The 20,385-nt window shown below is 70.7% G+C and carries 20 protein-coding genes; 10 read left to right on the forward strand and 10 right to left on the reverse strand.

Going from position 1 to position 20,385, the window contains the following annotated elements; translation table 11 throughout:
- Positions 1 to 84: 84 nt before the first annotated feature.
- The 8 genes from ybeY to queA all read right to left on the reverse strand — a co-directional run bounded on the left by ybeY (position 85) and on the right by queA (position 8,891).
- Complete coding sequence (gene ybeY, locus V8Z80_RS18190; protein ID WP_336063021.1) at positions 85 to 558, reverse strand: rRNA maturation RNase YbeY; 474 nt, start codon at positions 556 to 558, stop codon at positions 85 to 87.
- Entirely contained in the window at positions 551 to 1,573 is a 1,023-nt protein-coding gene (locus V8Z80_RS18195) for a PhoH family protein (RefSeq protein WP_336063022.1), read from the reverse strand. Before V8Z80_RS18195 ends, ybeY begins: the two co-directional genes overlap by 8 nt.
- A gap of 23 nt (positions 1,574 to 1,596) precedes the next feature.
- Complete coding sequence (miaB, locus tag V8Z80_RS18200) at positions 1,597 to 3,039, reverse strand: tRNA (N6-isopentenyl adenosine(37)-C2)-methylthiotransferase MiaB (RefSeq protein WP_155192998.1); 1,443 nt, start codon at positions 3,037 to 3,039, stop codon at positions 1,597 to 1,599.
- Between the two features lie 218 nt (positions 3,040 to 3,257).
- A complete protein-coding gene (secF, locus tag V8Z80_RS18205; RefSeq protein ID WP_336063023.1) occupies positions 3,258 to 4,196 on the reverse strand; it encodes a protein translocase subunit SecF in 939 nt (312 codons plus the stop codon).
- A gap of 1 nt (position 4,197) precedes the next feature.
- Positions 4,198 to 6,069, reverse strand: coding sequence for a protein translocase subunit SecD (secD, locus tag V8Z80_RS18210; RefSeq protein ID WP_336063024.1), 1,872 nt, complete (start codon positions 6,067 to 6,069; stop codon positions 4,198 to 4,200).
- Positions 6,070 to 6,218: 149 nt separating this feature from the next.
- Entirely contained in the window at positions 6,219 to 6,569 is a 351-nt protein-coding gene (gene yajC, locus V8Z80_RS18215) for a preprotein translocase subunit YajC (RefSeq protein ID WP_155192992.1), read from the reverse strand.
- 94 nt (positions 6,570 to 6,663) lie between these two features.
- Positions 6,664 to 7,800: a tRNA guanosine(34) transglycosylase Tgt gene (gene tgt, locus V8Z80_RS18220; protein WP_155192990.1), complete on the reverse strand. Its 1,137-nt coding sequence runs from the start codon at positions 7,798 to 7,800 to the stop codon at positions 6,664 to 6,666.
- Positions 7,797 to 8,891, reverse strand: coding sequence for a tRNA preQ1(34) S-adenosylmethionine ribosyltransferase-isomerase QueA (gene queA / locus V8Z80_RS18225; protein WP_336063025.1), 1,095 nt, complete (start codon positions 8,889 to 8,891; stop codon positions 7,797 to 7,799). Before queA ends, tgt begins: the two co-directional genes overlap by 4 nt.
- A 131-nt stretch (positions 8,892 to 9,022) precedes the next feature.
- Between queA and dacB the strand changes: the two genes are divergently transcribed.
- Complete coding sequence (gene dacB, locus V8Z80_RS18230) at positions 9,023 to 10,471, forward strand: D-alanyl-D-alanine carboxypeptidase/D-alanyl-D-alanine endopeptidase (protein ID WP_442951996.1); 1,449 nt, start codon at positions 9,023 to 9,025, stop codon at positions 10,469 to 10,471.
- 69 nt (positions 10,472 to 10,540) lie between these two features.
- Positions 10,541 to 11,176 carry a uracil phosphoribosyltransferase gene (gene upp / locus V8Z80_RS18235; RefSeq protein ID WP_155192984.1) on the forward strand — a complete coding sequence of 212 codons (636 nt, stop codon included), beginning with the start codon at positions 10,541 to 10,543 and terminating at the stop codon, positions 11,174 to 11,176.
- Positions 11,177 to 11,195: 19 nt separating this feature from the next.
- On the opposite strand, the gene cysG is transcribed toward upp, so the two are convergent.
- Complete coding sequence (cysG, locus tag V8Z80_RS18240) at positions 11,196 to 12,665, reverse strand: siroheme synthase CysG (protein WP_336063027.1); 1,470 nt, start codon at positions 12,663 to 12,665, stop codon at positions 11,196 to 11,198.
- A gap of 273 nt (positions 12,666 to 12,938) precedes the next feature.
- Here cysG and V8Z80_RS18245 point away from each other — a divergent pair, with 273 nt between their 5' ends.
- The 7 genes from V8Z80_RS18245 to V8Z80_RS18275 all read left to right on the forward strand — a co-directional run bounded on the left by V8Z80_RS18245 (position 12,939) and on the right by V8Z80_RS18275 (position 17,882).
- Positions 12,939 to 13,679, forward strand: coding sequence for a hypothetical protein (locus tag V8Z80_RS18245; RefSeq protein WP_155192980.1), 741 nt, complete (start codon positions 12,939 to 12,941; stop codon positions 13,677 to 13,679).
- Positions 13,680 to 13,797: 118 nt separating this feature from the next.
- Complete coding sequence (locus V8Z80_RS18250; protein WP_155192978.1) at positions 13,798 to 14,118, forward strand: DUF883 family protein; 321 nt, start codon at positions 13,798 to 13,800, stop codon at positions 14,116 to 14,118.
- A gap of 49 nt (positions 14,119 to 14,167) precedes the next feature.
- Entirely contained in the window at positions 14,168 to 14,599 is a 432-nt protein-coding gene (locus V8Z80_RS18255) for a phage holin family protein (protein ID WP_336063028.1), read from the forward strand.
- Positions 14,600 to 14,618: 19 nt separating this feature from the next.
- Positions 14,619 to 14,981 carry a hypothetical protein gene (locus tag V8Z80_RS18260; RefSeq protein ID WP_336063029.1) on the forward strand — a complete coding sequence of 121 codons (363 nt, stop codon included), beginning with the start codon at positions 14,619 to 14,621 and terminating at the stop codon, positions 14,979 to 14,981.
- 78 nt (positions 14,982 to 15,059) lie between these two features.
- Entirely contained in the window at positions 15,060 to 16,109 is a 1,050-nt protein-coding gene (locus tag V8Z80_RS18265; RefSeq protein ID WP_155192974.1) for a ChuX/HutX family heme-like substrate-binding protein, read from the forward strand.
- Positions 16,110 to 16,161: 52 nt separating this feature from the next.
- On the forward strand, positions 16,162 to 17,106 hold the full coding sequence (locus V8Z80_RS18270; protein ID WP_336063033.1) for a FecCD family ABC transporter permease: 945 nt from the start codon (positions 16,162 to 16,164) through the stop codon (positions 17,104 to 17,106).
- The gene (locus V8Z80_RS18275) at positions 17,103 to 17,882 is read left to right on the forward strand and encodes a heme ABC transporter ATP-binding protein (RefSeq protein WP_336063030.1); all 780 of its coding nucleotides are present in this window, start codon (positions 17,103 to 17,105) and stop codon (positions 17,880 to 17,882) included. Before V8Z80_RS18270 ends, V8Z80_RS18275 begins: the two co-directional genes overlap by 4 nt.
- 57 nt (positions 17,883 to 17,939) lie before the next feature.
- Here the strand turns inward: V8Z80_RS18275 and V8Z80_RS18280 are convergent, their stop codons facing one another.
- Complete coding sequence (locus V8Z80_RS18280) at positions 17,940 to 19,484, reverse strand: UbiD family decarboxylase (protein ID WP_336063031.1); 1,545 nt, start codon at positions 19,482 to 19,484, stop codon at positions 17,940 to 17,942.
- Between the two features lie 84 nt (positions 19,485 to 19,568).
- Here V8Z80_RS18280 and V8Z80_RS18285 point away from each other — a divergent pair, with 84 nt between their 5' ends.
- Positions 19,569 to 20,384 carry a lytic transglycosylase domain-containing protein gene (locus V8Z80_RS18285; protein WP_155192966.1) on the forward strand — a complete coding sequence of 272 codons (816 nt, stop codon included), beginning with the start codon at positions 19,569 to 19,571 and terminating at the stop codon, positions 20,382 to 20,384.
- The last annotated feature ends 1 nt before the right edge of the window (position 20,385 follow it).

Raw genomic sequence — 20,385 nt, forward strand, 5'->3', positions numbered from 1 at the left:
ATAACCGATCCTGGCCGCCTGTTTTGTGGCACTTGTGGCGCAGTTTGAGGGAAAACCCCGAAAAAGCGGGGTAAAAGCGGGCGGCTAGGGCTGTTCCCGGTAGGGGTCGGGCAGGCCCATGCCGGCCAGGATGCGGGTTTCCAGGGTCTCCATGCGCCGGGCGTCGCGGGCGCGCTGGTGGTCGTAGCCCAGCGCGTGCAGGGTGCCGTGCACGGTCAGGTGGGCGGCGTGCGCCAGCAGCGGCTTGCCCTGCTCGCGGGCCTCGCGCACCAGCACCGGCACGCACAGCACCAGGTCGCCGTGCAGCGTGCCTTGCGGATCGGCCCCGTATTCGAAGGTCAGCACGTTGGTGGCGTAGTCGCGGCCGCGGAACTCGCGGTTCAGGCGCCGGCCCTCGGCCTGGCCGACCAGGCGCAGGCCCAGGCGCACCCGCGCGGGCGGGCTGGCCTGCTCTTGCGCGGCGCCGGCCAGGCCGCGCTGGACCCAGCGGCGCAGGCGCCAGCGCGGCAGCCGGTCTTCCCGCACCGCGTACTGCACCGAGAGGGACAGCTCAGGCATTGCCGCCGGCCTGCTCATAGGCGTCGACGATGCGCGCGACCAGCGGGTGGCGCACCACGTCCCGGCTGGTGAAGCGGGTCGAGGCGATGCCCTGTACCGATTCGAGCACCTGCACCGCGTGAGCCAGGCCGCTTTGCGCGCCGCGGGGCAGGTCGACCTGCGACGGGTCGCCGGTGATCACCGCCTTGCTGCCGAAGCCGATGCGCGTCAGGAACATCTTCATCTGCTCGGGCGTGGTGTTCTGGGCCTCGTCCAGGATGACGAAGGCATGGTTCAGCGTGCGCCCGCGCATGTAGGCCAGCGGCGCGATCTCGATGGTCTGCTTCTCGAACAGGCGCTGCACCTTGTCAAAGCCCATCAGGTCGTAGAGGGCGTCGTACAGCGGGCGCAGGTAGGGGTCCACCTTCTGCGCCAGGTCGCCGGGCAGAAAGCCCAGCCGCTCGCCGGCCTCGACCGCCGGCCGGGTCAGGATCAGGCGCTGCACGCTGTCGCGCTCGAGCGCGTCGATGGCGCAGGCCACCGCCAGCCAGGTCTTGCCGGTGCCGGCCGGCCCCACGCCGAAGGTGATGTCGTGCTTGAGGATGTTGTTCAGGTAGTCGCGCTGGCGCGGCGTGCGCGGGCGCAGGTCGCTGCGGCGGGTGCGCAGCGCGATGCCGCCGCTTTCGTCGTCCAGCGGCGGCAGCTCGGCCGGATCGAACCGTTCGGGCGAGGCGTGGGCCTGGCTGGCGCGGCTCAGGTCCAGCTCGACCAGGCCCAGCTGGATCTCGTCGACCGTCAGCGGCTTGTGTACGGCCTGGGCGGCGAAGCGGCGCAGCGCGCCGGCCGCCAGCTCGGCCTTCTCGCCTTCCAGGGTGATGCGGCTGCCGCGGCGCGCCAGCTGCACGCCCACGCCGTCGGCCAGCTGCTTGAGATTTTCGTCCAGCGGGCCGCACAGGTTGGCCAGGTGGGTGTTGTCGCCCTCGATGTTGACGACCACGGGCAGGGCCCGGTGCTGCCGGTTGCGGGAAGTAGCCATGCGTATGCCTCCTTTGGATCGGCCTAGCGGGCCGCCGTCTCGCGGGGCGTGTCGACGTCGGCGACGCGGGCGCGCAGCGAATTGGTGTAGGCCTGCGTGATTTCCGCCTCGACCATCTGGCCGATCAGGCGCGCCGGCCCCTGGAAATTGACGATGCGGTTGTTCTCGGTGCGGCCCATCAGTTCGGAGGGATCGCGGCGCGAGGGGCCTTCGACCAGCAGGCGCTGGCGCGTGCCGACCATGGACTGGCTGATGGCCGCCGCCTGCTCGGCCAGCAGCGCCTGCAGGCGCTGCAGCCGCTGCAGCTTGAGCGCCTGCGGCGTGTCGTCGGCCAGGTCGGCGGCCGGCGTGCCGGGGCGGCGCGAATAAATGAAGGAGAACGCCGTATCGAAGCCCACGTCCTCGATCAGCTTCATGGTCTTGCCGAAGTCTTCCTCGGTCTCGCCGGGAAAGCCCACGATGAAGTCCGAGGACAGGGTCAGGCCCGGCCGCGCCGCGCGCAGGCGCCGCACGATGGACTTGAACTCCAGCGTGGTGTAGCCGCGCTTCATGGCCGCCAGCACGCGGTCGCTGCCCGATTGCACCGGCAGGTGCAGGAAGGGCACCAGCTTGGGCAGCTTGCCGTGCGCCTCGATCAGGCGCGGGGTCATTTCCTTGGGGTGCGAGGTGGTATAGCGGATGCGCTCGATGCCCGGGATCTCGTGCACGTATTCGAGCAGCATGGCGAAGTCGGCGGTCTGGCCCTGTTCGCCCAGGGCGCCCCGGTAGGCATTGACGTTCTGGCCCAGCAGGGTTACTTCCTTGACGCCCTGGTCGGCCAGGTCGGCGACCTCGGTGAGCACGTCCTCGAAGGGCCGCGAGACCTCGGCGCCGCGCGTGTAGGGCACCACGCAGAAGCTGCAGTACTTGCTGCAGCCCTCCATGATGGAGACGAAGGCGGTGGCGCCTTCCACGCGCGGGGGCGGCAGCTTGTCGAACTTCTCGATCTCGGGAAAGCTGATGTCCACCTGCGAGCGGCCCTGGTCGCGGCGGCGGCGGATCAGCTCGGGCAGGCGGTGCAGCGTCTGCGGGCCGAACACCACGTCCACATAGGGCGCGCGCTTGACGATGGCCTCGCCCTCCTGGCTGGCCACGCAGCCGCCCACGCCGATCACCAGGTCGGGCTTGAGCTGCTTGAGGTGCTGCACCCGGCCCAGGTCCGAGAACACCTTTTCCTGCGCCTTCTCGCGCACCGAACAGGTGTTGAACAGGATGACGTCGGCTTGCTCCGGGGTGTCGGTCAGTTCCAGCCCCTGGTCGCCGCGCAGCACGTCGGCCATCTTGTCCGAGTCGTACTCGTTCATCTGGCAGCCGAAGGTGCGGATGTAGAGCTTGCGCGGGGCGCCGGCGCGCTGGCCGTCGGGTTGGGAAGCGGGGGCGGGCGCGGCCGGCGTATCGCCGTTGCGCGAGAGGATGGTTTCTTGCATGGATACCGGCCGTGACGGGTGTCTATCCCGCGGGCGCTGAGAAAGAGGAAAAGGGAAGTTTACCGCGCCGGGGCGCCGCGCAGCTGGCTTTGCCAGTCCGCTGGCGCGCCTTCGGGGGATGAGCCCGGGCCCCGTACAGTCCACGGGGACTGCACGGGGCTTGGCGGATCCGGGCGGCCGGCCAGCCGCGAGGCGGGCAGGCGCAGCGCTTCGGGGGGTTACGGCGTCTCGACCTCGGGCTCGCCTTCCTTCTTGACCGGCTTGACCAGGTCCTCGCGCTTGACGCCCAGCCACATCGCCAGGGCCGCGGCCACGAACACCGAGGAGTAGATGCCGAACCAGATGCCGATGGTCAGGGCCAGCGCGAAGTAGTGCAGCGAGGGGCCGCCGAAGATCAGCATGGCCAGCACCATCATCTGGGTCGAGCCGTGGGTGATGATGGTGCGCGAGATGGTCTGGGTGATGGCGCCGTCGATGATCTCGCGCACCGAAGCCTTGCGGTGCTTGCGGAAGTTCTCGCGGATGCGGTCCATGATGACCACCGATTCGTTCACCGAGTAGCCCAGCACGGCCAGCACCCCGGCCAGCACCGGCAGCGAGAACTCCCACTGGAAGAACGAGAAGAAGCCCAGGATGATCACCACGTCGTGCAGGTTGGCGACCACGCCGGCCACGGCGAACTTCCATTCGAAGCGGATGCCCAGGTAGATCATGATGCCGATCACCACGAACAGCAGCGCCAGCAGGCCGTTCTCGACCAGCTCGCGGCCCACCTGCGGGCCCACGAATTCGACGCGGCGCAGCTCGACCGAGGGATCGACCTTCTGCAGCGCCTGCAGCACGGTCTCGCTCTGGCCGGCGCTGGTCTGGCCCTCGGCCAGGGGCAGGCGGATCATCACGTCGCGCGAGGTGCCGAAGTTCTGCACCTGGAAGTCGGAGTAGCCCAGCGCCGCCACGGCGCTGCGGACCTGGTCCAGCTGCGCGGTCTGCTCGTAGCTGACCTCCATGACGGTGCCGCCGGTGAACTCGATCGACAGGTGAAAGCCGCGCGTGGCGATGAAAAAGACCGCCAGCAGGAAGGTGATCAGGCTGATGGCGTTCAGCACCACGGCGTGGCGCATGAACGGAATGGTGCGGTGGATGCGGAAGAATTCCATGTCAGTCCTTGGCCTTGGGTTTCCAGACGGTGCCGATGGAGATCGCCTGGAGCCTGCGGCGTCCGCCATACCAGAGGTTGGCCAGCGCGCGCACGCCCACGACCGCCGAGAACATCGAGGTCAGGATGCCCAGGCAGTGCACCACCGCGAAGCCGCGCACCGGCCCCGAGCCGAAGGCCAGCAGGGCGATGCCCACGATCAGCGTGGTCAGGTTCGAGTCCAGGATGGTGCCCCAGGCCCGCTCGAAGCCGTGGTGGATGGCCTGCTGCGGCGAGGCGCCGTTGCGCAGTTCTTCCCGTATGCGCTCGTTGATGAGCACGTTGGCGTCGATGGCCATGCCCAGCGTCAGGGCGATGGCGGCGATGCCCGGCAGCGTCAGCGTGGCCTGCAGCATGGACAGCAGGGCCAGCAGCAGCAGCACGTTGAGCGTCAGCCCGATGACCGAGAAGATGCCGAACAGGTGGTAGTACAGGATGATGAAGGCCGCGATGGCCAGGAAGCCGAACAGCGTCGAGTTGAAGCCCTGGGCGATGTTGTCCGCGCCCAGGCTCGGGCCGATGGTGCGCTCCTCGATGATCTCCATGGGCGCGGCCAGCGCGCCGGCGCGCAGCAGCAGGGCGGTGTTGGCGGCTTCCTCGGCGCTCATGCTACCGGAGATCTGCACCTGGCCGCCGGGGATCTCGGTGCGGATGACCGGGGCCGTGACGACTTCGCCGCGGCCGCGCTCGAACAGCAGGATGGCCATGCGGCGGTTGATGTTGTCGCGGGTGACGTCGCGGAAGATGCGCGCGCCCTTGGCGTCCAGCGTCAGGTGCACGGCCGGCTGCTGGGTCTGCTGGTCGCGCCCGGGCTGGGCGTCCTGCAGGTTCTCGCCGGTCAGGATGACCTGGCGGCGCACCAGCAGGGGCATGCCGTTGGCGTCCTCGTAGCGCTCCAGGCCGAAGGGCACGGTGCCGGCGGCCAGCGCGCTTTGCGCGGCCGGCGAGTCGTCGACCAGGCGGATCTCCAGGGTGGCCGTGCGGCCCAGCAGTTCCTTGGCGCGGGCCACGTCCTGCACGCCCGGCAGCTGGACCACGATGCGGTCGGTGCCCTGCTGCTGGATGATGGGCTCGGCCACGCCCAGCTCGTTGATGCGGTTGTGCAGCGTGGTCATGTTCTGGCGCAGGGCGTTGCTCTGCACCGTGGCGATGGCCGTCTGGCTCAGGGTGCCCACCAGCTGGGCGCGCTGGCCGTCCTGGCGCCCGGCGAACTGCAGGTCGGGCATGCGGCTGCGCAGCGCCGCCAGCGCGTTGTCGCGCAGCTCGGCGCTCTCGAAGCTGGCCACCACGCTCTGGCCCGCGCGCTCGACCGTGCCGCCGATGCGCTGGTCGCGCAGGATGTTGCGCGCATCGCCGGCCAGCGACTCGTAGCGGGCGGTCAGCGCCCCCTGCATATCGACCTGCAGCAGGAAATGCACGCCGCCGCGCAGGTCCAGGCCCAGGTACATGGGCCGCGCGCCGATGGCGCTGAGCCAGTTGGGCGAGGCCGGCAGCAGGTTCAGCGCCACCGTGTACGAGGGATCCTCGGGGTTCGGGTTCAGGCTGCGCTCGATCAGGTCGCGGGCCTGCAGCTGCACGTCGGTCGTGGCAAAGCGCACGCGCACGGTGCCGATGGTGCCGTTCTGCTCGAACTGCGAGCCGGTGGTCTCGATGCCCGCATCGGCCAGCAGCTGCTCGACGCGGCCGAGCATGGTGCTGTCCACCTTGACGGTGGATTTGGCGTTGGAGATCTGGACCGCCGGCGATTCGCCGAAGAAGTTGGGCAGCGTGTAGAGCAGGCCGACCAGCACCGCGATCAGGACGGTGGCGTATTTCCAGAGGGGATAGCGGTTCATGGTGTGATCCACCCCCGAGGCGCTGCGCGCCTGCCCCCCCGAGGGGGCGGCACTGGCGGACCGGCGGAGCCGGCTCCGCGGTGTCCTGGCTGGGGAGTTTGCGTTGTTGCGATGCCGCCGGGGTGCGGCATCAAGGGAAATTGTGACGCTTACAGGGCCTTGATGGTTCCTTTGGGCAACACTGCCGAGACCGAGGGCTTTTGCAGGATGATCTCGACGGGCTTGTCGGCCAGCTCGGCCACTTCGACCGTGACGTAGTTGTCGCTGACCTTGGTGACCTTGCCCAGGATGCCGCCGGCGGTGACGACTTCGTCGCCCTTGGCCAGTTCGGACAGCAGTTGGCGGTGGGCCTTCTGGCGCTTCATCTGGGGCCGGATCATCAGGAAATAGAGGATCACGAACATCAGGATGATGGGCAGCATGCCCATCAGGGCGCCGCCGGCTTCCCCGCCGGGGGCGGCCTGGGCCAGAACGATGCCGAGGGTATCGGTCGCGAGCATTGGATTTCTCCTGGTTGAACTTTTTAAGCCGGCTATTGTAGCGATCTTGTATCGGCTTGTTGGGGCGATGTTGCGCGCGCGCGCCGGGGCGGGGTCAGTCGATGCCGCGCGCCCGGTCGGCGGCGAAGCGCTCGCGCCACTCGGAAAACGTGCCGGTTTCGATGGCCTGGCGCATCTCGTGCATGATCTGCAGGTAAAAGCGCAGGTTGTGCTCGGTATTGAGCCGCGCGCCGGTGATTTCGTTGGCCCGCTGCATGTGGTGCAGGTAGGCGCGCGAGAAGCGGGCGCAGGCGCCGCAGCGGCACGAGGGGTCCACCGGCCGGGTGTCGTCGCGGTAGCGGGCGTTGCGGATCTTCAGGTCGCCGTAGCGGGTGAACAGCCAGCCGTTGCGGGCGTTGCGGGTGGGCATCACGCAGTCGAACATGTCTATGCCCTGCGCCACCCCCTGGACCAGGTCCTCGGGCGTGCCCACGCCCATCAGGTAGCGCGGCTTGTCCTGTGGCAGGCGCGGGGCCACGTGCGCCAGGATGCGCTGCATGTCGGCCTTGGGCTCGCCCACCGACAGCCCGCCGATGGCGTAGCCGTGAAAGCCGATTTCCTGCAGGCCGGCCAGCGATTCGTCGCGCAGGGGCTCGTACATGCCGCCCTGCACGATGCCGAACAGGGCGTTGGGATTGCCCAGCTCGTCGAAGGCCTGGCGCGAACGGCGCGCCCAGCGCAGCGACATGCGCATCGAGCGCGCGGCCTGCTCGTAGGTGGCAGGGCGCCCGTCGATCTCGTAGGGCGTGCATTCGTCAAAGACCATTACCACATCGGAATTGAGCGCATGCTGGATGCGCATGGATTCCTCGGGCGTCAGGAACAGGCGCGCGCCGTCTATGGGCGAGGCGAACTTCACGCCTTCCTCGGTGATCTTGCGCATGCCTTGCAGGCTGAATACCTGAAACCCCCCCGAGTCGGTCAGGATGGGCCTTTGCCACTGCATGAAGCCGTGCAGGCCGCCGTGCGCGCCGATGACCTGCGGGCCGGGCCGCAGCCACAGGTGGAAGGTGTTGCCCAGCACGATCTGCGCGCCCAGGTCTTCCAGCTCGTGCGGGAGCATGGCCTTGACCGCCCCGTAGGTGCCTACCGGCATGAAGATGGGCGTCTGGACCACGCCGTGGTTCAGGACAAGGCGGCCGCGGCGGGCCTGGCCGTCGCGGGCCAGCAGTTCGAAGGAAAGTCCGGTCATTGGGCAGGGGGTTCGATGAACATCGCGTCGCCGTAGCTGAAGAAGCGGTAGCGCTGGGCGACGGCATGGGCATAGGCGCGCCTGATGGGTTCCACGCCCGCCAGGGCCGAAACCAGCATCAGCAGCGTCGATTGCGGCAGATGGAAGTTGGTGAGCAGGGCATCGACCACGCGCCAGCGGTAGCCGGGCGTGATGAACAGCCGGGTGTCGCCCTGGGCCGGGCCGGCCAGCACGCGGGCGCCGGGCTCGCCGGCCGCGGCCCCCGGGGCGGGCGCCGCCTGGGTATCGGCCGCCTGCGCGGCGGCCGATTCGAGCGCGCGCACGCTGGTGGTGCCCACCGCGATCACCCGTCCGCCGGCCGCGCGCGCCCGGGCCACCGCCGCCACGGTCTCGGCCGGCACGGTGTACCACTCGGCGTGCATGACGTGTTCGTCCAGCTTTTGCACCCGCACCGGCTGGAAGGTGCCCGCGCCCACGTGCAGGGTGACGAAGGCGCGCGCCACGCCTTGCTGCGCCAGGGCCGCCAGCATGGCCTGGTCGAAGTGCAGCCCGGCGGTGGGGGCGGCCACCGCGCCGGGTTCGCGCGCGTAGACGGTCTGGTAGCGCGCCACGTCCTGCTCGTCGGGCGCGTGGGCGATGTAGGGCGGCAGCGGCGTGGCGCCGTGGCGCTCGAGCAGCTCCAGCACGGGGGCCGGAAAGCGCAGGTCGAAGAGCTCGCCCTCGCGCCCCAGCACCGTGGCGTCGAAGGCGCCGGCCAGGCGCAGCGCCGTGCCCGGGCCCGGCGACTTGCTGGCGCGCACGTGCGCCAGGGCGCGGTCGGGCTCGGTGATGCGCTCGACCAGCACCTCGACCTTGCCGCCGGTGGCCTTCTGGCCGGTCAGCCGCGCCTTGATGACGCGGGTGTCGTTAAAGACCAGCAGGTCGCCCGCGCGCAGCAGCCCGCCCAGCTGGGCGAACTGGCGGTCGTGCAGGCGGCCGGCGCCGTCCAGGTGCAGCAGCCGGCTGGCTCCGCGGGTGGCGGGGGGCGTCTGGGCGATGAGCTCCTCGGGCAGCTCGTAGTCGAAATCGGCAAGGGTCAGGGGTCTGGTCACGCGGCAGCAACGGGCGGGAAGGGCCCGGCAAGCGGGCAAGAACGGGATTTTAAGCTGTCCGGCGCCTACGGCCGGCCGCAGTTCGGTATGCTGGCGCCTGCATCGTTTTTTCTTCGTAGGTCGAGGTGGTTGTGCGCAGAGCAGGGATCGTGCCCGGATTCAAACGATGGATGAAAACCTTGGCGGGGGCCGCGCTGGCCTGCGCGGCCGGATGGGCGGGGGCGCAGCCCGGCCTGCCGGCCGAGCTGGCCGCGGCCTGGAAGCAGACCAAGCTGCCCGACAGCTCCTTGTCGCTGGTGGTGCGCGAGGTCGACGGGCCCGAGCTGCTCTCGCTCAATCCGGCCCAGCCGCGCAACCCGGCTTCGGTCATGAAGCTGGTCACCACCTGGGCCGCCCTGTCCGAGCTCGGTCCCAGCTATACCTGGCGCACCGAGCTGCTGGCCGAGCCGGGCGCGCGCCCGGATGCGCGCGGCGTGCTGCCCGGCCCCTTGTACCTGCGGGCCGGCGGCGACCCCATGCTGATGCTGCAGGACCTGTGGACCCTGCTGCGCGAGTTGCGCCTGCGCGGCATCAGCCAGATCTCGGACGTCATCATCGACCGGTCGATGTTCGGCCAGGTGCAGATCGACCCGGGCGCCTTCGACGGCGCCGCCGACCGGCCCTACAACGCCAGTCCCGACGCCCTGATGGTGGGCTTCGGGGCCTCGCGGCTGATCTTCACGCCCGACCCGGTGGCGCGCCGCTGGGTGCCGGTCATGGACCCGCCCCTGCCCGGCGTGACGCTGGAGGGCCAGGTCGAATGGAGCGACGTGCGCTGCCCGGGCCCGCCCGTGGTCGGCACCGAACCCATCCTGAGCCAGCAGGGCGTGGCCCTGCGCCTGTCGGGCAAGGTGGCCGGCTCCTGCGGCGAATTCAGCCTGTTCCGGCTGGCCCTGCCGCAAACCGAGTTCGCCCACAGCGTGCTGCGCTACGTCTGGACCCAGCTGGGCGGCACCTTCACCGGCCAGGTGCGCGCCGGCGTGGTGCCTGCCGGGGCCGTGCCCATCGCCTCGCACGAGTCGCCGCCGCTGTCCGAGGTCATCCGCCACATCAACAAGCGCAGCAACAACGTGATGGCGCGCACGCTGCTGCTGACGCTGGGCGCCGAGCGCGGCGCGCGGCCCGCCACCGTGCCCGCCAGCGGCCAGGCCCTGGCGGCCGTGCTGGCCCGCCAGGGGCTGTCCATGCCCGAGCTGGTGGTGGACAATGGCTCGGGCCTGTCGCGCAACGCCTCGGTCTCGGCGGCCAGCCTGGCCGACATGCTGCAGACCGCCTGGCGCTCGGCGGTGATGCCCGAATACCTGTCCTCGCTGGCCATCGTCGGGGTGGACGGCACGGTGCGCCGGCGCTTGCGCAACGATGCCGCGCAAGGCATGGCGCACCTGAAGACGGGCTCGCTGCGCGACGTGCGCGCCATCGCCGGCTACGTGCTGGGCGCCAGCGGCAAGCGCTATGTGGTGGTCAGCATGGTCAACCACGAGCAGGCCTGGTCGGTGCGTCCCTTCGACGACGCGCTGGTGGCCTGGCTGGCGGCGCGCTAGGGCGCGCCGCTTGCGCGGGGCGCCCGGCTTGCGCTATAGATACGCCGCCTTTTTTCGGAGACCCTTCCCATGCCCCTGCACGAAATCCGCCATCCCCTCATCCGCCACAAGCTCGGGGTCATGCGGCGTGCCGACCTGAGCACCAAGAGTTTTCGCGAGCTGGCCCAGGAAGTGGGGGCGCTGCTGACCTACGAGGCCTCCAAGGACCTGCCGCTGGAACCGCATACGGTCGAGGGCTGGTGCGGCACGGTGCAGACCGAGAAGCTGGCCGGCAAGAAAGTGACGGTCGTGCCCATCCTGCGGGCCGGCATCGGCATGCTGGACGGCGTGCTCAGCCTGATCCCCGGCGCGCGCGTGAGCGTGGTGGGCATCGCGCGCAACGAGCAGACGCTGCAGGCCCATACCTACCTGGAACGGCTGGTGGGCGAACTGGACCAGCGCCTGGCCCTGATCGTCGATCCCATGCTGGCCACCGGCGGCTCGATGTGCGCCACCATCGACCTGCTCAAGCGGGCCGGCTGCAAGGAGATCCGCGCGCTGGTGCTGGTGGCCGCGCCGGCGGGCATCGAGAAAGTGCTGTCCGAGCACCCGGAGGTGTCCATCTACACGGCCTCGGTGGACCAGGGCCTGAACGAGCACGGCTACATCATGCCCGGCCTGGGCGATGCGGGCGACCGCATCTTCGGCACCAAGCAGAAGGAATAGCGGTCGCAGGAGCCAGCGGCTACGGGGCGGGCGGTGGCGGTTCGCGGCCCGTCCGGCCGCCTTGCGGGGCGGCCGGACCCGCAAGGCGGGCCTGGGCCTCGTGCAGCACCTGTCCGTACCAGGACAGTTCCGGCCCCAGGCCGGCGACCTCGCCCACGATCAGCAGCGAGGGCGGGGCATAGCCGTGCCGCCGGGCCTGCGCGGCGATGTCCGAAAGCGGCGCGTACAGCGCCCGCTGGTCGGGCCGGGTGCCGTTCTCGACCAGCGCGCAGGGCGTATCGGGCGCCCGGCCATGCGCGATCAGGCGCTCGGCCAGCCGCTGCAGCTGGCTCACGCCCATATAGAAGGCCAGCGTGTGGGTGCCGCGCCCCAGGGCCTGCCAGTCCAGCGTGTCGTTCTCTTCCTTGCCGTGGGCGGTGATCAGCTGCACCGACTGGGCATGGTCGCGATGGGTCAGGGGCACGGCGCCGTAGGCGGCGCAGGCCAGCGCGGCGGTCACGCCCGGCACCACTTCGTAGGGCACGCCGTGGGCGCGCAGGTATTGCAGCTCTTCGCCGCCGCGCCCGAAGATGAAGGCATCGCCTCCCTTGAGCCGCACCACGCGCCGCCCGGCCTGGGCGTGCTCGCGCATCAGCGCGTGGATGCGCGCCTGCGTGGCATGGTGGTCCTCGCCGGCGCGCTTGCCCACGAACACCTGCTCGGCGTCGCGCCGCGCCAGCGACAGCACCGCGTCGCCGACCAGCCGGTCGTACAGGATGATGTCGGCCTCGTTCAGGGCGCGCAGGGCGCGCAGCGTCAGCAGGCCCGGATCGCCGGGGCCGGCGCCCACCAGGCAGACGCTGCCCGGCCGTGGCGGGACGGGCGCTTGCAGGGCCGCCTCCAGCGCCGCTTGGGCGGCCTGGGGCCGGCCCTGCCGCAGCAGGGCCGCCACCGGACCGTCCAGCAGCCAGTCGTAGAAGGCGCGGCGCGGCCCCATCTGCGGCCGCGCCGCGCGGATCCGGGCGCGGTAGCGCGCGGCCAGCTCGGCCAGGGGCCCGAGCGCGTGGTCGAACAGGCTTTCGATGCGCTCGCGCAGCCGCCGCGCCAGCACCGGGGCGGCGCCCGAGGAAGAGATGGCCACGATCAGCGGCGAGCGGTCCACGATGGAGGGCACCTGGAAGGAGGACAGCTCGGGGTCGTCCACCACGTTGACCAGCTGCGCGCGCGCGTTGCCCGCCTGGGCCACCTGCGCATTGACCTCGCGTCGGTCGGTGGCGGCGATCACCAGCCACTTGCCCTGCAGCCAGTGCGGCTCGAACTCGCCGGGCAGGTGGCGCAGGCGGCCGGCATCGGCCCATTGCCGCAGCTGCGGCGTCAATTCGGGCGCGCCCACCCACAGGTCGGCGCCTGCCTCCAGCAGGGCCTGGGCCTTGCGCTGGGCGACGGCGCCGCCGCCCACCAGCAATACCGCGCGGCCGTGCAGGTCGGCAAAAAGAGGAAAGAGTTTCATGGAGCGGGCCAGCTTGAGGCCGGGACAGGATTGCCGCCGGCCTGCTGCCTGCATCGTAGAGGCTGTTGCTTCATGCCTGCAAAGCATTGTTCATTGATTATTTATTTCTATTATTTATATGAAGGGCCTGACAGGTTTGGACACGCTTTCGCGCATTCCTCATCAGGCCGGCGGCGCCGCCCGCGTTACGATCGCACGGGTCCGGCCTGCGCCCAGCGCCGGACGGTTTGTGCCCCGGGGGAAGGGGAAAGCGAGAATCCAGGAGGTGATGACATGCAGGGACCCATTTCACGCATATGCCTGGCGGGCGCCGCGCCGCTGCTGCTGGCCGCGGGCGTTCAGGCCGCGCAGCCATCGGGCATCTGCCAGGCCCGCTTCATGCATGACGGCGGGCACCTGAAGGTGTCGGGCACCGGCATCGTCCAGGTGCAGGCGCAGCTGTCCTTTTCGGGCGTGTCCAAGCAGGGCGCCGACCGGTGCAGCGCCACGGTGCGGGGCAATGCGGCCTACTCGCTGGCCGGCCTGCCCGGCGGCGAATCGGACATCGATCACCAGTTGCGCGTGACCGACGGCCGTTCCAGCTTCCAGCGCCGCGGCGGCTCGTCTTCCGGCGGCGACTTCGACCTGCGCCTGCTGGGCCTGTTCGGCTACGGCACGCCCATCGAGCGGGAAGGCCAGCGCCTGCCCGGCGAAAGCTTCCAGCTCGCGGTGGGCGACCGCGGTCCCAAGGGGCAGGTGGGCCTGCCGCCGACCACCTTTCACATCGGCGAGCGGGTGGTCGGCGCGCGCGAGCGCATCGACACCGCCGCGGCCGGCAGCCAGCAATGCTGGCCCATCCGCTACAGCCGCGAAACGGGCGCGACCCAGGCCAGCTTCAACGGCCTGGTGCTGCCGATCCCGGCGATGCGCTCGCAGGTCACCGACTGGTTCTGCCCCGACGTGGGCATGGTGCTCAAGCAGGAGATCGTGCAGGCCGGCCAGCGGGCGGTGATCGAGGTGACCGAGGTGCGTTAAGGCGGGGCTCCGGCGCCTGGCCAACGCATAGGTAAGCGGGTGCAACCTGCCCGGCCGTGCGCCCCGGGGACGCTGCTATCATCTCGCCATCGAAGATCTATCCAGGGAGAGTGCGATCATGTCCATCAACCACAACGACGGTCCCCATTCCAAGGACAAGCTCATCGACAGCGTCAAGACCAGCCTGACCGACGCCGAGGACCTGCTGCGCGAGGCGGCCAGCTCCACCGGCGATCGCGCGGCCGAGCTGCGCGAACGCGCCCTGGTCTCGCTCAAGCGCACGCGCGAGGCCCTGTACGACGCCCAGGACGCGCTGGTCGAGCGCAGCCGCAAGGCTGCCCGCCTGACCGACGACTATGTGCACGACTATCCCTGGCAGTCCATCGCCGCGGCCGGCCTGACCGGCCTGTTGATCGGCCTGCTGCTGGGGCGTCGTTAGGACGGCCGGCGCGGCCGCCGCGCCGCGCCGTCTCCCGACGCATAGCCATATGGGGCTGAAGAACACCGTAGGTGCCATCTCGACCGGACTGGTCTCGCTCGTGCGCACGCGCGTGGAGATCTTCGGCCTCGAGCTGGCCGAGGAAAAAACCCGTCTCGTCAAGGTGCTGGGCCTGGCCTTTGCCGCCTTGCTGTTCCTGGCGCTGGGCTTGCTGGTCCTGTCGATCCTGGTGGCCGTGATGGTCTGGCCCACCGAGAACCGCTATCTGGCCCTGGGCGCGCTGGCCGCGCTCTACGGGCTGATCGGCCTGTTCCTGCTGCTGCGGCTGCGCCGCCACCTGGTGCTCGGACCCGCGCCCTTCGCGGCCACGGTGCAAGAGCTGGGCCGGGATGCCGACATGCTGGCCGCCTCGCGCCGCATGCAGGACGATTCCGACGAAGACGACGATCCGCCGCGCGCGGCTGCGCCGCGCCGGCGCTGAAACAAGGACAGGCCAGCCGATGACATCCCGACGTTCCGTACACATCGATCGCGCCGTGCGCCTGGAATTGCTGCGCGCGCGGGCGGCGGTCGAACGCGAGGCGCTGGCCTCGGCGTTCTCCCGCGTGGGCCGCTCGCTCAGTCCGGTGGCGATGCTGGGCGGCCTGCGCGGCGTGCCCGCTTCCTCGCTGCTGGCGCACGGCATGGCGCTGCTGCGGCAATATCCCTTCCTGCTGTCTTCGGTTTCCGCGCTGTTTGCCGCCGGGCGGCGCACGCGGCTGCTCAGGTTCGGCGGCATGGCGATGGCCTTGTGGCAGGGCCTGGGCCTGCTGCGCCGGCTGCGCGGGCGCGGCGCTGCGCGGCGCCCGCGCGCGCCGCGCTGACCAGGCGCGGGCCGGGCCGGCCGACGCATCCGGGCGCAGGCCTGTTGCCACAGCCGGCCCGCCTTCCGTTCCTCGCCAATGAGCGGTGCCGATTTTCAAGCGCGGGCGCGCAGCTTGCGCGCCCGGTTCGATGCCTTGGCCGACGCCGAACCCGGGCTGCGGGTGCGCACCATGGCCGACCGGCTGGGCGTGGCCGAAGTGGAGCTGCTGGCGGCGCAATGCGGCGACATGTCCGCCGACCGCCTGGACGTGCGTCCGCTGGACCTGTTTCGCGAACTGGGGCAGGTCAATGAGTTCATGGCTGTCTCGCGCAACCCCTGGTGCGTGCACGAGCGCACCGGCCGCTACCAGGACGTGCGCATCGAAGGGCAGATCGGCGTGGTGCGCGGGCCGGACATCGACCTGCGCATGTTCTTCGCGCACTGGGACAGCGTCTGGCTGGTAGCCCAGACCGGCCGGCGCAGCCTGCAGTTCTTCGACCACACCGGCACGGCGGTGCACAAGACCTATGCCACGCCCAACACCGACCTGGCGGCCTTGCAGGCGTTGGTGGCGCGCCACGGGGCCGCCGCGCCCCAGTGGCCCATGCTGCGGGCGCCGGCCGTGCCCATGCTGGCCGACCGGCCGGACGATCCGCAGGGCCTGCGCGCGGGCTGGCTGGCCTTGCGCGATACCGCCCAGTTCTTCCCGCTGCTGCGCAAATACCAGGTCTCGCGGGTGGGCGCCTTGCGCGCCGTGGGCAGCGACCTGGCGCAGGAGGTCGGCGCGCAAAGCCTGGAGCGCCTGCTGACCCAGGTCAGCCTCATGGGCCTGCCGGTGCAGTGTTTCGTCAGCAACCGCGGCATCGTGCAGATCCATACGGGGCCGATGTACAACCTGTACCGGGCCGGCCCCTGGCTGCACGTGCAGGACGAGCGCTTCAACCTGCACCTGAACGTGCTGGCCGTGGCTTCGGCCTGGGTGGTGAACAAGCCCAGCCAGGACGGCTGGTTGACCTCGCTGGAAGGCTATGCCGAGAATGGCGAGCTGATCGTCCAGTTCTTCGGCGTGCGCCAGCCCGGACGCTCGGAGCCGCGCCGCTGGCGCGACCTACTCGTGGACTTGTGCAATGAACCCCTGGCTTGCTGATTTCCCGTTCCCGGCGCGGGGCCGGCGCGCATTGATTCTGCTGGCGCTGGCGGTGGCCGCCGCGGCGCTGCTGGCGGCGGCCTCGGGGGCGGTGCCGATTCCGCTGCGCGCACTGCCTGGCCTGCTGCTGGGCACGCCGGCCCCGGAAGAGCTGCTGTGGCGCAACGTGCTGCTGGACATCCGGCTGCCGCGCGTGGCGTTCGGCCTGCTTGCCGGCGCCGCCCTGGCCCTGACCGGGGCGGTCATGCAGGCCCTGTTCCGCAATCCCCTGGCCGAGCCGGGGCTGGTCGGCATCTCGGCCGGCGGGGCCCTGGGCGCGGTAAGCGCCATCGTGCTGACCGGCGGCGGCTTCTGGATACTGGCGCCCTCGGCCTTCGCCGGCAGCCTGCTGGCCATGCTGGCCGCCTATGGGCTGGGCCGGCGCAGCCCCGGCGTGGCGGGCCTGCTGCTGGCCGGCATCGCCATCAATACCGTGGCCGGCAGCCTGATCGGCCTGCTCACCTACGCGGCCACCGACGCGCAACTGCGCGACCTGACCTTCTGGAGCATGGGCAGCCTGGTCGGGGCCAACTGGTTCCTGGTGGCCGTGCTGGGGCCCTGGACGCTGCTGATCTGCGCCTGGCTGGCCGGGCAGTGGCGGGTGATGAACGCCTTGCTGCTGGGCGAGCGCGAGGCCCAGCACCTGGGCTATGCCTTGCGGACGGTGCGGCGCAAGCTGCTCTTGGCCACCGCGCTGGTGGTCGGGCCGCTGGTGGCGGTCACCGGCGGCATCGCCTTCGTCGGCCTGGTGGTGCCTCACCTGGTGCGCCTGGCGCTGGGCGCCGACCATCGCTGGCTGCTGCCGGCCTCGCTGCTGGGCGGGGCGCTGGCCCTGACGCTGGCCGACCTGCTGGCCCGCTCGGTGGTGCAGCCCGCCGAACTGCCCATCGGCCTGGTCACCAGCCTGATCGGCGGGCCGTTCTTCCTGTGGCTGCTTTACCGGGGCGGGCGGCGATGATCGGTGCGCAGGGACTGCGCCTGCGGCGCGGCGGGCGCGAGGTGCTGGCCGGCGTGGATTTCCTGCTGCGGCCGGGCGAACTGGTGGCCTTGCTCGGCGCCAACGGGGCCGGCAAGTCGACCCTGCTGGCGGTGCTGGCCGGCGACCTGGCGCCCGATGCCGGGCAGGCCAGCCTGGACGGCCAGCCGCTGGGGCGGCTGGGCGCGGCCGCGCTGGCGCGCCGGCGCGCCGTGCTGCCGCAGCACAGCAGCCTGGGTTTCGAACTGTCGGCCGGCGAGGTCGTGGCGATGGGCGCCTATCCCTATCCGGAGCTGTCGCCCGCGCAGGCCGAGGCCGGCATCGGGCAGGCGCTGGCCCTGGCCGACGCCCAGGCGTTCCGTGACCGGCCCTATGGCTCGCTGTCCGGCGGCGAGCAGCAGCGCGTGCAGTGCGCGCGGGTGCTGCTGCAGGCGCTGGCGCAGCGCCTGCCCGGGCAATCGCGTTTCCTGATGCTGGACGAACCCACGGCCAGCCTGGATCCCTTGCACCAGCACGGCCTGCTGCGCGCCGCCGGCCGGCTGGCGCACGAGCATGGGCTGGGCGTGCTGGTGATCCTGCACGACATCAACCTGGCGGCGCGCTGGTGCGACAGGCTGGTGTTCATGGCGCAGGGCCGCATCGCGGCGGACGGGCCCGCCGCCCAGGTGCTCCGGCCGGCGGTATTGCAGCAGGTGTACGGCTTGCCGGCGCGCGTGCTGGAGGACCGCGGCCGGCCGGTGGTGTTGTTCGGCGATTGAGCGGCTGCGCCCGCGCGTTTTCGCGCGGCCGGCGTCTGCCGCCCGTCCTGCGGCGTCCTACAGGCCGAGTTCGCCCCACATGGCGTCGACGCGGGCCTTGACCGCCGGGTCCATCCTGATGGGCGTGCCCCATTCGCGCTGGGTCTCGCCGGGCCACTTGTTGGTCGCGTCCATGCCCAGCTTGCCGCCCAGCCCGGATACCGGCGAGGCGAAGTCCAGGTAGTCGATCGGCGTGTTTTCCACCGTCACCGTATCGCGCACCGGGTCCATGCGGGTGGTCATGGCCCAGACCACTTCCTTCCAGTCGCGCACGTCGATGTCCTCGTCCACCACCACGATGAACTTGGTGTACATGAACTGGCGCAGCACGCTCCAGAGCCCGAACATCACCCGCTTGGCGTGGCCGGGGTATTGCTTGCGCATGGACACCACCGCCAGGCGGTAGCTGCAGCCCTCGGGCGGCAGGTAGAAGTCCACGATCTCGGGCAGCTGGCGGCGCAGCAGCGGCACGAACACCTCGTTCAGCGCCACGCCCAGCACCGCCGGCTCGTCGGGCGGCTTGCCGGTATAGGTGGTGTGGTAGATGGCGTCGCGCCGCATCGTGATGCGTTCGACCGTGAAGACGGGGAACCAGTCCTGCTCGTTGTAGTAGCCGGTGTGGTCGCCATAGGGGCCTTCCAGCGCCATTTCGTAGTCGGACTGCGGCGGCGGCGGGGCCCCTTCGGGCACCTGGGGCGCGTGCGCGCGCGGGTCGGACGCCGGCAGCAGATGGCCCTCCAGCACGATTTCGGCGCTGGCCGGCACCGACAGCGTGCTGCCCAGCGCCTGCGTCACTTCCGTGCGCGAGCCGCGCAGCAGGCCGGCGAACTGGTATTCGGACAGGCTGTCGGGCACGGGCGTGACCGCGCCCAGGATGGTGGCCGGATCGGCGCCCAGCGCCACGGCCACCGGGAAGGGCTGGCCCGGGTGGGCCAGGCAGTGGTCGCGGAAATCCAGCGCGCCGCCGCGGTGCGACAGCCAGCGCATGATCAGCTTGTTGCGGCCGATGAGCTGCTGGCGGTAGATGCCCAGGTTCTGGCGGCGCGCCTTGGGCCCGCGCGTGATCACCAGGCCCCAGGTGAGCAGCGGCGCGATGTCGCCCGGCCAGCAGGTCTGCAGGGGCAGGGCGCCCAGGTCCACCTCGTCGCCCTCGATGACGAGCTCCTGGCAGGGGGCGCCGCGCACCGTCTTGGGGCTCATGTCCCACATGGCCGACTTGAGCATGGCCACCTTGGACAGCGCATCGCGCAGCCCGCGCGGCGGCTCGGGCTCGCGCAGCGAGGCCAGCAGCTCGCCGGTCTCGCGCAGCGCGCCGACGTCCTCGGCGCCCATGCCCCAGGCCACGCGCTGGGGGGTGCCGAACAGGTTCGCCAGCACCGGCCGGCCGGCCGGCCGGCCGTCGTGCTGCGCGTTCTCGAAGAGCAAAGCCGGCCCCTGCGCACGCAGCACGCGGTCGCCGATCTCGGTTATCTCCAGATTCGTGGAAACCGGGGCAACAATGCGCCGCAAGGCGCCCCGTTGCTCGATCTGCGCGATAAAGTCCCTAAGATCCCTGTATTTCACCTTCAATATCCACGAATTTGGTTACATATGACGGAATCCACTGAGGTTAACATCGGGTCCATCGTTACCTAGGAGATTCCAATAATGTCTGATGCGTCGGACACGCCTACCTGGCGTCGGCTGGCGGTCACCGCCCACCATTATCTTGCAGAGCTGGTGCGAACCAGCGCCGTCTACCTCGGCATCGCCGTGCTGGTCGCGGCCACCATCATCGTTGCCTTGCCCGGCCTGCGCGACCAGGCGCTGCAGGCCCACAGCGCCATGGTCGCCGCGCTGGCGCCCGAATCCGTGCAGAATGCGCTGCCGTCCGAGACGGCCGGGATCGCGCCCGAGTCGCCCGCCTCGCCGACCGGCGCGCTGGGCATGCCCGGCGTGCGCAATTTCCTGGGCGCCATCGGCTCGGTGCCCCCGGTGCGCGTGCTGAACGAGCAGGGCATCACGCGCGAGCAGGTCGAAGCCCTGCGCGGCTACATTTCGCGCAAATACCGCGTGGCCTACGACGCCACCGGCGTGCTGGTCAATACCGCCTTCCTGGTCGGGCACGAGCTGGACCTCGATCCCATCCTGCTGCTGGCCGTGATGGCCATCGAATCGCGCTACAACCCTTTCGCGGAAAGCCATGTCGGCGCCCAGGGGCTGATGCAGGTCATGACCCGGGTGCACCGGGAGAAATTCGAGCCGTTCGGCGGCGGCGACGGCGTGGCCCTGAACCCGGTGGCCAACATCAAGGTCGGCGGGCAGATCCTGCGCGACTGCATCGACCGCCGCGGTTCGCGCGCGGCCGGCCTGGCCTGCTACGTGGGCGCCACCGGCCCCAGCGACGGCGGCTATGGCGCCAAGGTGCAGGCCGAGCGCCGCCGCCTGGCCCTGGCGGCCGGCGTGCCCCTGGCCAAGGACTAGG

It is taken from the genome of Orrella sp. JC864 (assembly GCF_037026685.1).
Taxonomy (GTDB): Bacteria; Pseudomonadota; Gammaproteobacteria; order Burkholderiales; family Burkholderiaceae_B; genus Orrella.

Bases quoted from the DNA above. Each gene is read 5' to 3' on its own strand.
- ybeY (WP_336063021.1), bottom strand. From the start codon at position 558: ATGCCTGAGCTGTCCCTCTCGGTGCAGTACGCGGTGCGGGAAGACCGG.
- V8Z80_RS18195 (WP_336063022.1), bottom strand. From the start codon at position 1,573: ATGGCTACTTCCCGCAACCGGCAGCACCGGGCCCTGCCCGTGGTCGTC.
- miaB (WP_155192998.1), bottom strand. From the start codon at position 3,039: ATGCAAGAAACCATCCTCTCGCGCAACGGCGATACGCCGGCCGCGCCC.
- secF (WP_336063023.1), bottom strand. From the start codon at position 4,196: ATGGAATTCTTCCGCATCCACCGCACCATTCCGTTCATGCGCCACGCC.
- secD (WP_336063024.1), bottom strand. From the start codon at position 6,069: ATGAACCGCTATCCCCTCTGGAAATACGCCACCGTCCTGATCGCGGTG.
- yajC (WP_155192992.1), bottom strand. From the start codon at position 6,569: ATGCTCGCGACCGATACCCTCGGCATCGTTCTGGCCCAGGCCGCCCCC.
- tgt (WP_155192990.1), bottom strand. From the start codon at position 7,800: ATGACCGGACTTTCCTTCGAACTGCTGGCCCGCGACGGCCAGGCCCGC.
- upp (WP_155192984.1), top strand. From the start codon at position 10,541: ATGCCCCTGCACGAAATCCGCCATCCCCTCATCCGCCACAAGCTCGGG.
- cysG (WP_336063027.1), bottom strand. From the start codon at position 12,665: ATGAAACTCTTTCCTCTTTTTGCCGACCTGCACGGCCGCGCGGTATTG.
- V8Z80_RS18245 (WP_155192980.1), top strand. From the start codon at position 12,939: ATGCAGGGACCCATTTCACGCATATGCCTGGCGGGCGCCGCGCCGCTG.
- V8Z80_RS18250 (WP_155192978.1), top strand. From the start codon at position 13,798: ATGTCCATCAACCACAACGACGGTCCCCATTCCAAGGACAAGCTCATC.
- V8Z80_RS18255 (WP_336063028.1), top strand. From the start codon at position 14,168: ATGGGGCTGAAGAACACCGTAGGTGCCATCTCGACCGGACTGGTCTCG.
- V8Z80_RS18260 (WP_336063029.1), top strand. From the start codon at position 14,619: ATGACATCCCGACGTTCCGTACACATCGATCGCGCCGTGCGCCTGGAA.
- V8Z80_RS18265 (WP_155192974.1), top strand. From the start codon at position 15,060: ATGAGCGGTGCCGATTTTCAAGCGCGGGCGCGCAGCTTGCGCGCCCGG.
- V8Z80_RS18275 (WP_336063030.1), top strand. From the start codon at position 17,103: ATGATCGGTGCGCAGGGACTGCGCCTGCGGCGCGGCGGGCGCGAGGTG.
- V8Z80_RS18285 (WP_155192966.1), top strand. From the start codon at position 19,569: ATGTCTGATGCGTCGGACACGCCTACCTGGCGTCGGCTGGCGGTCACC.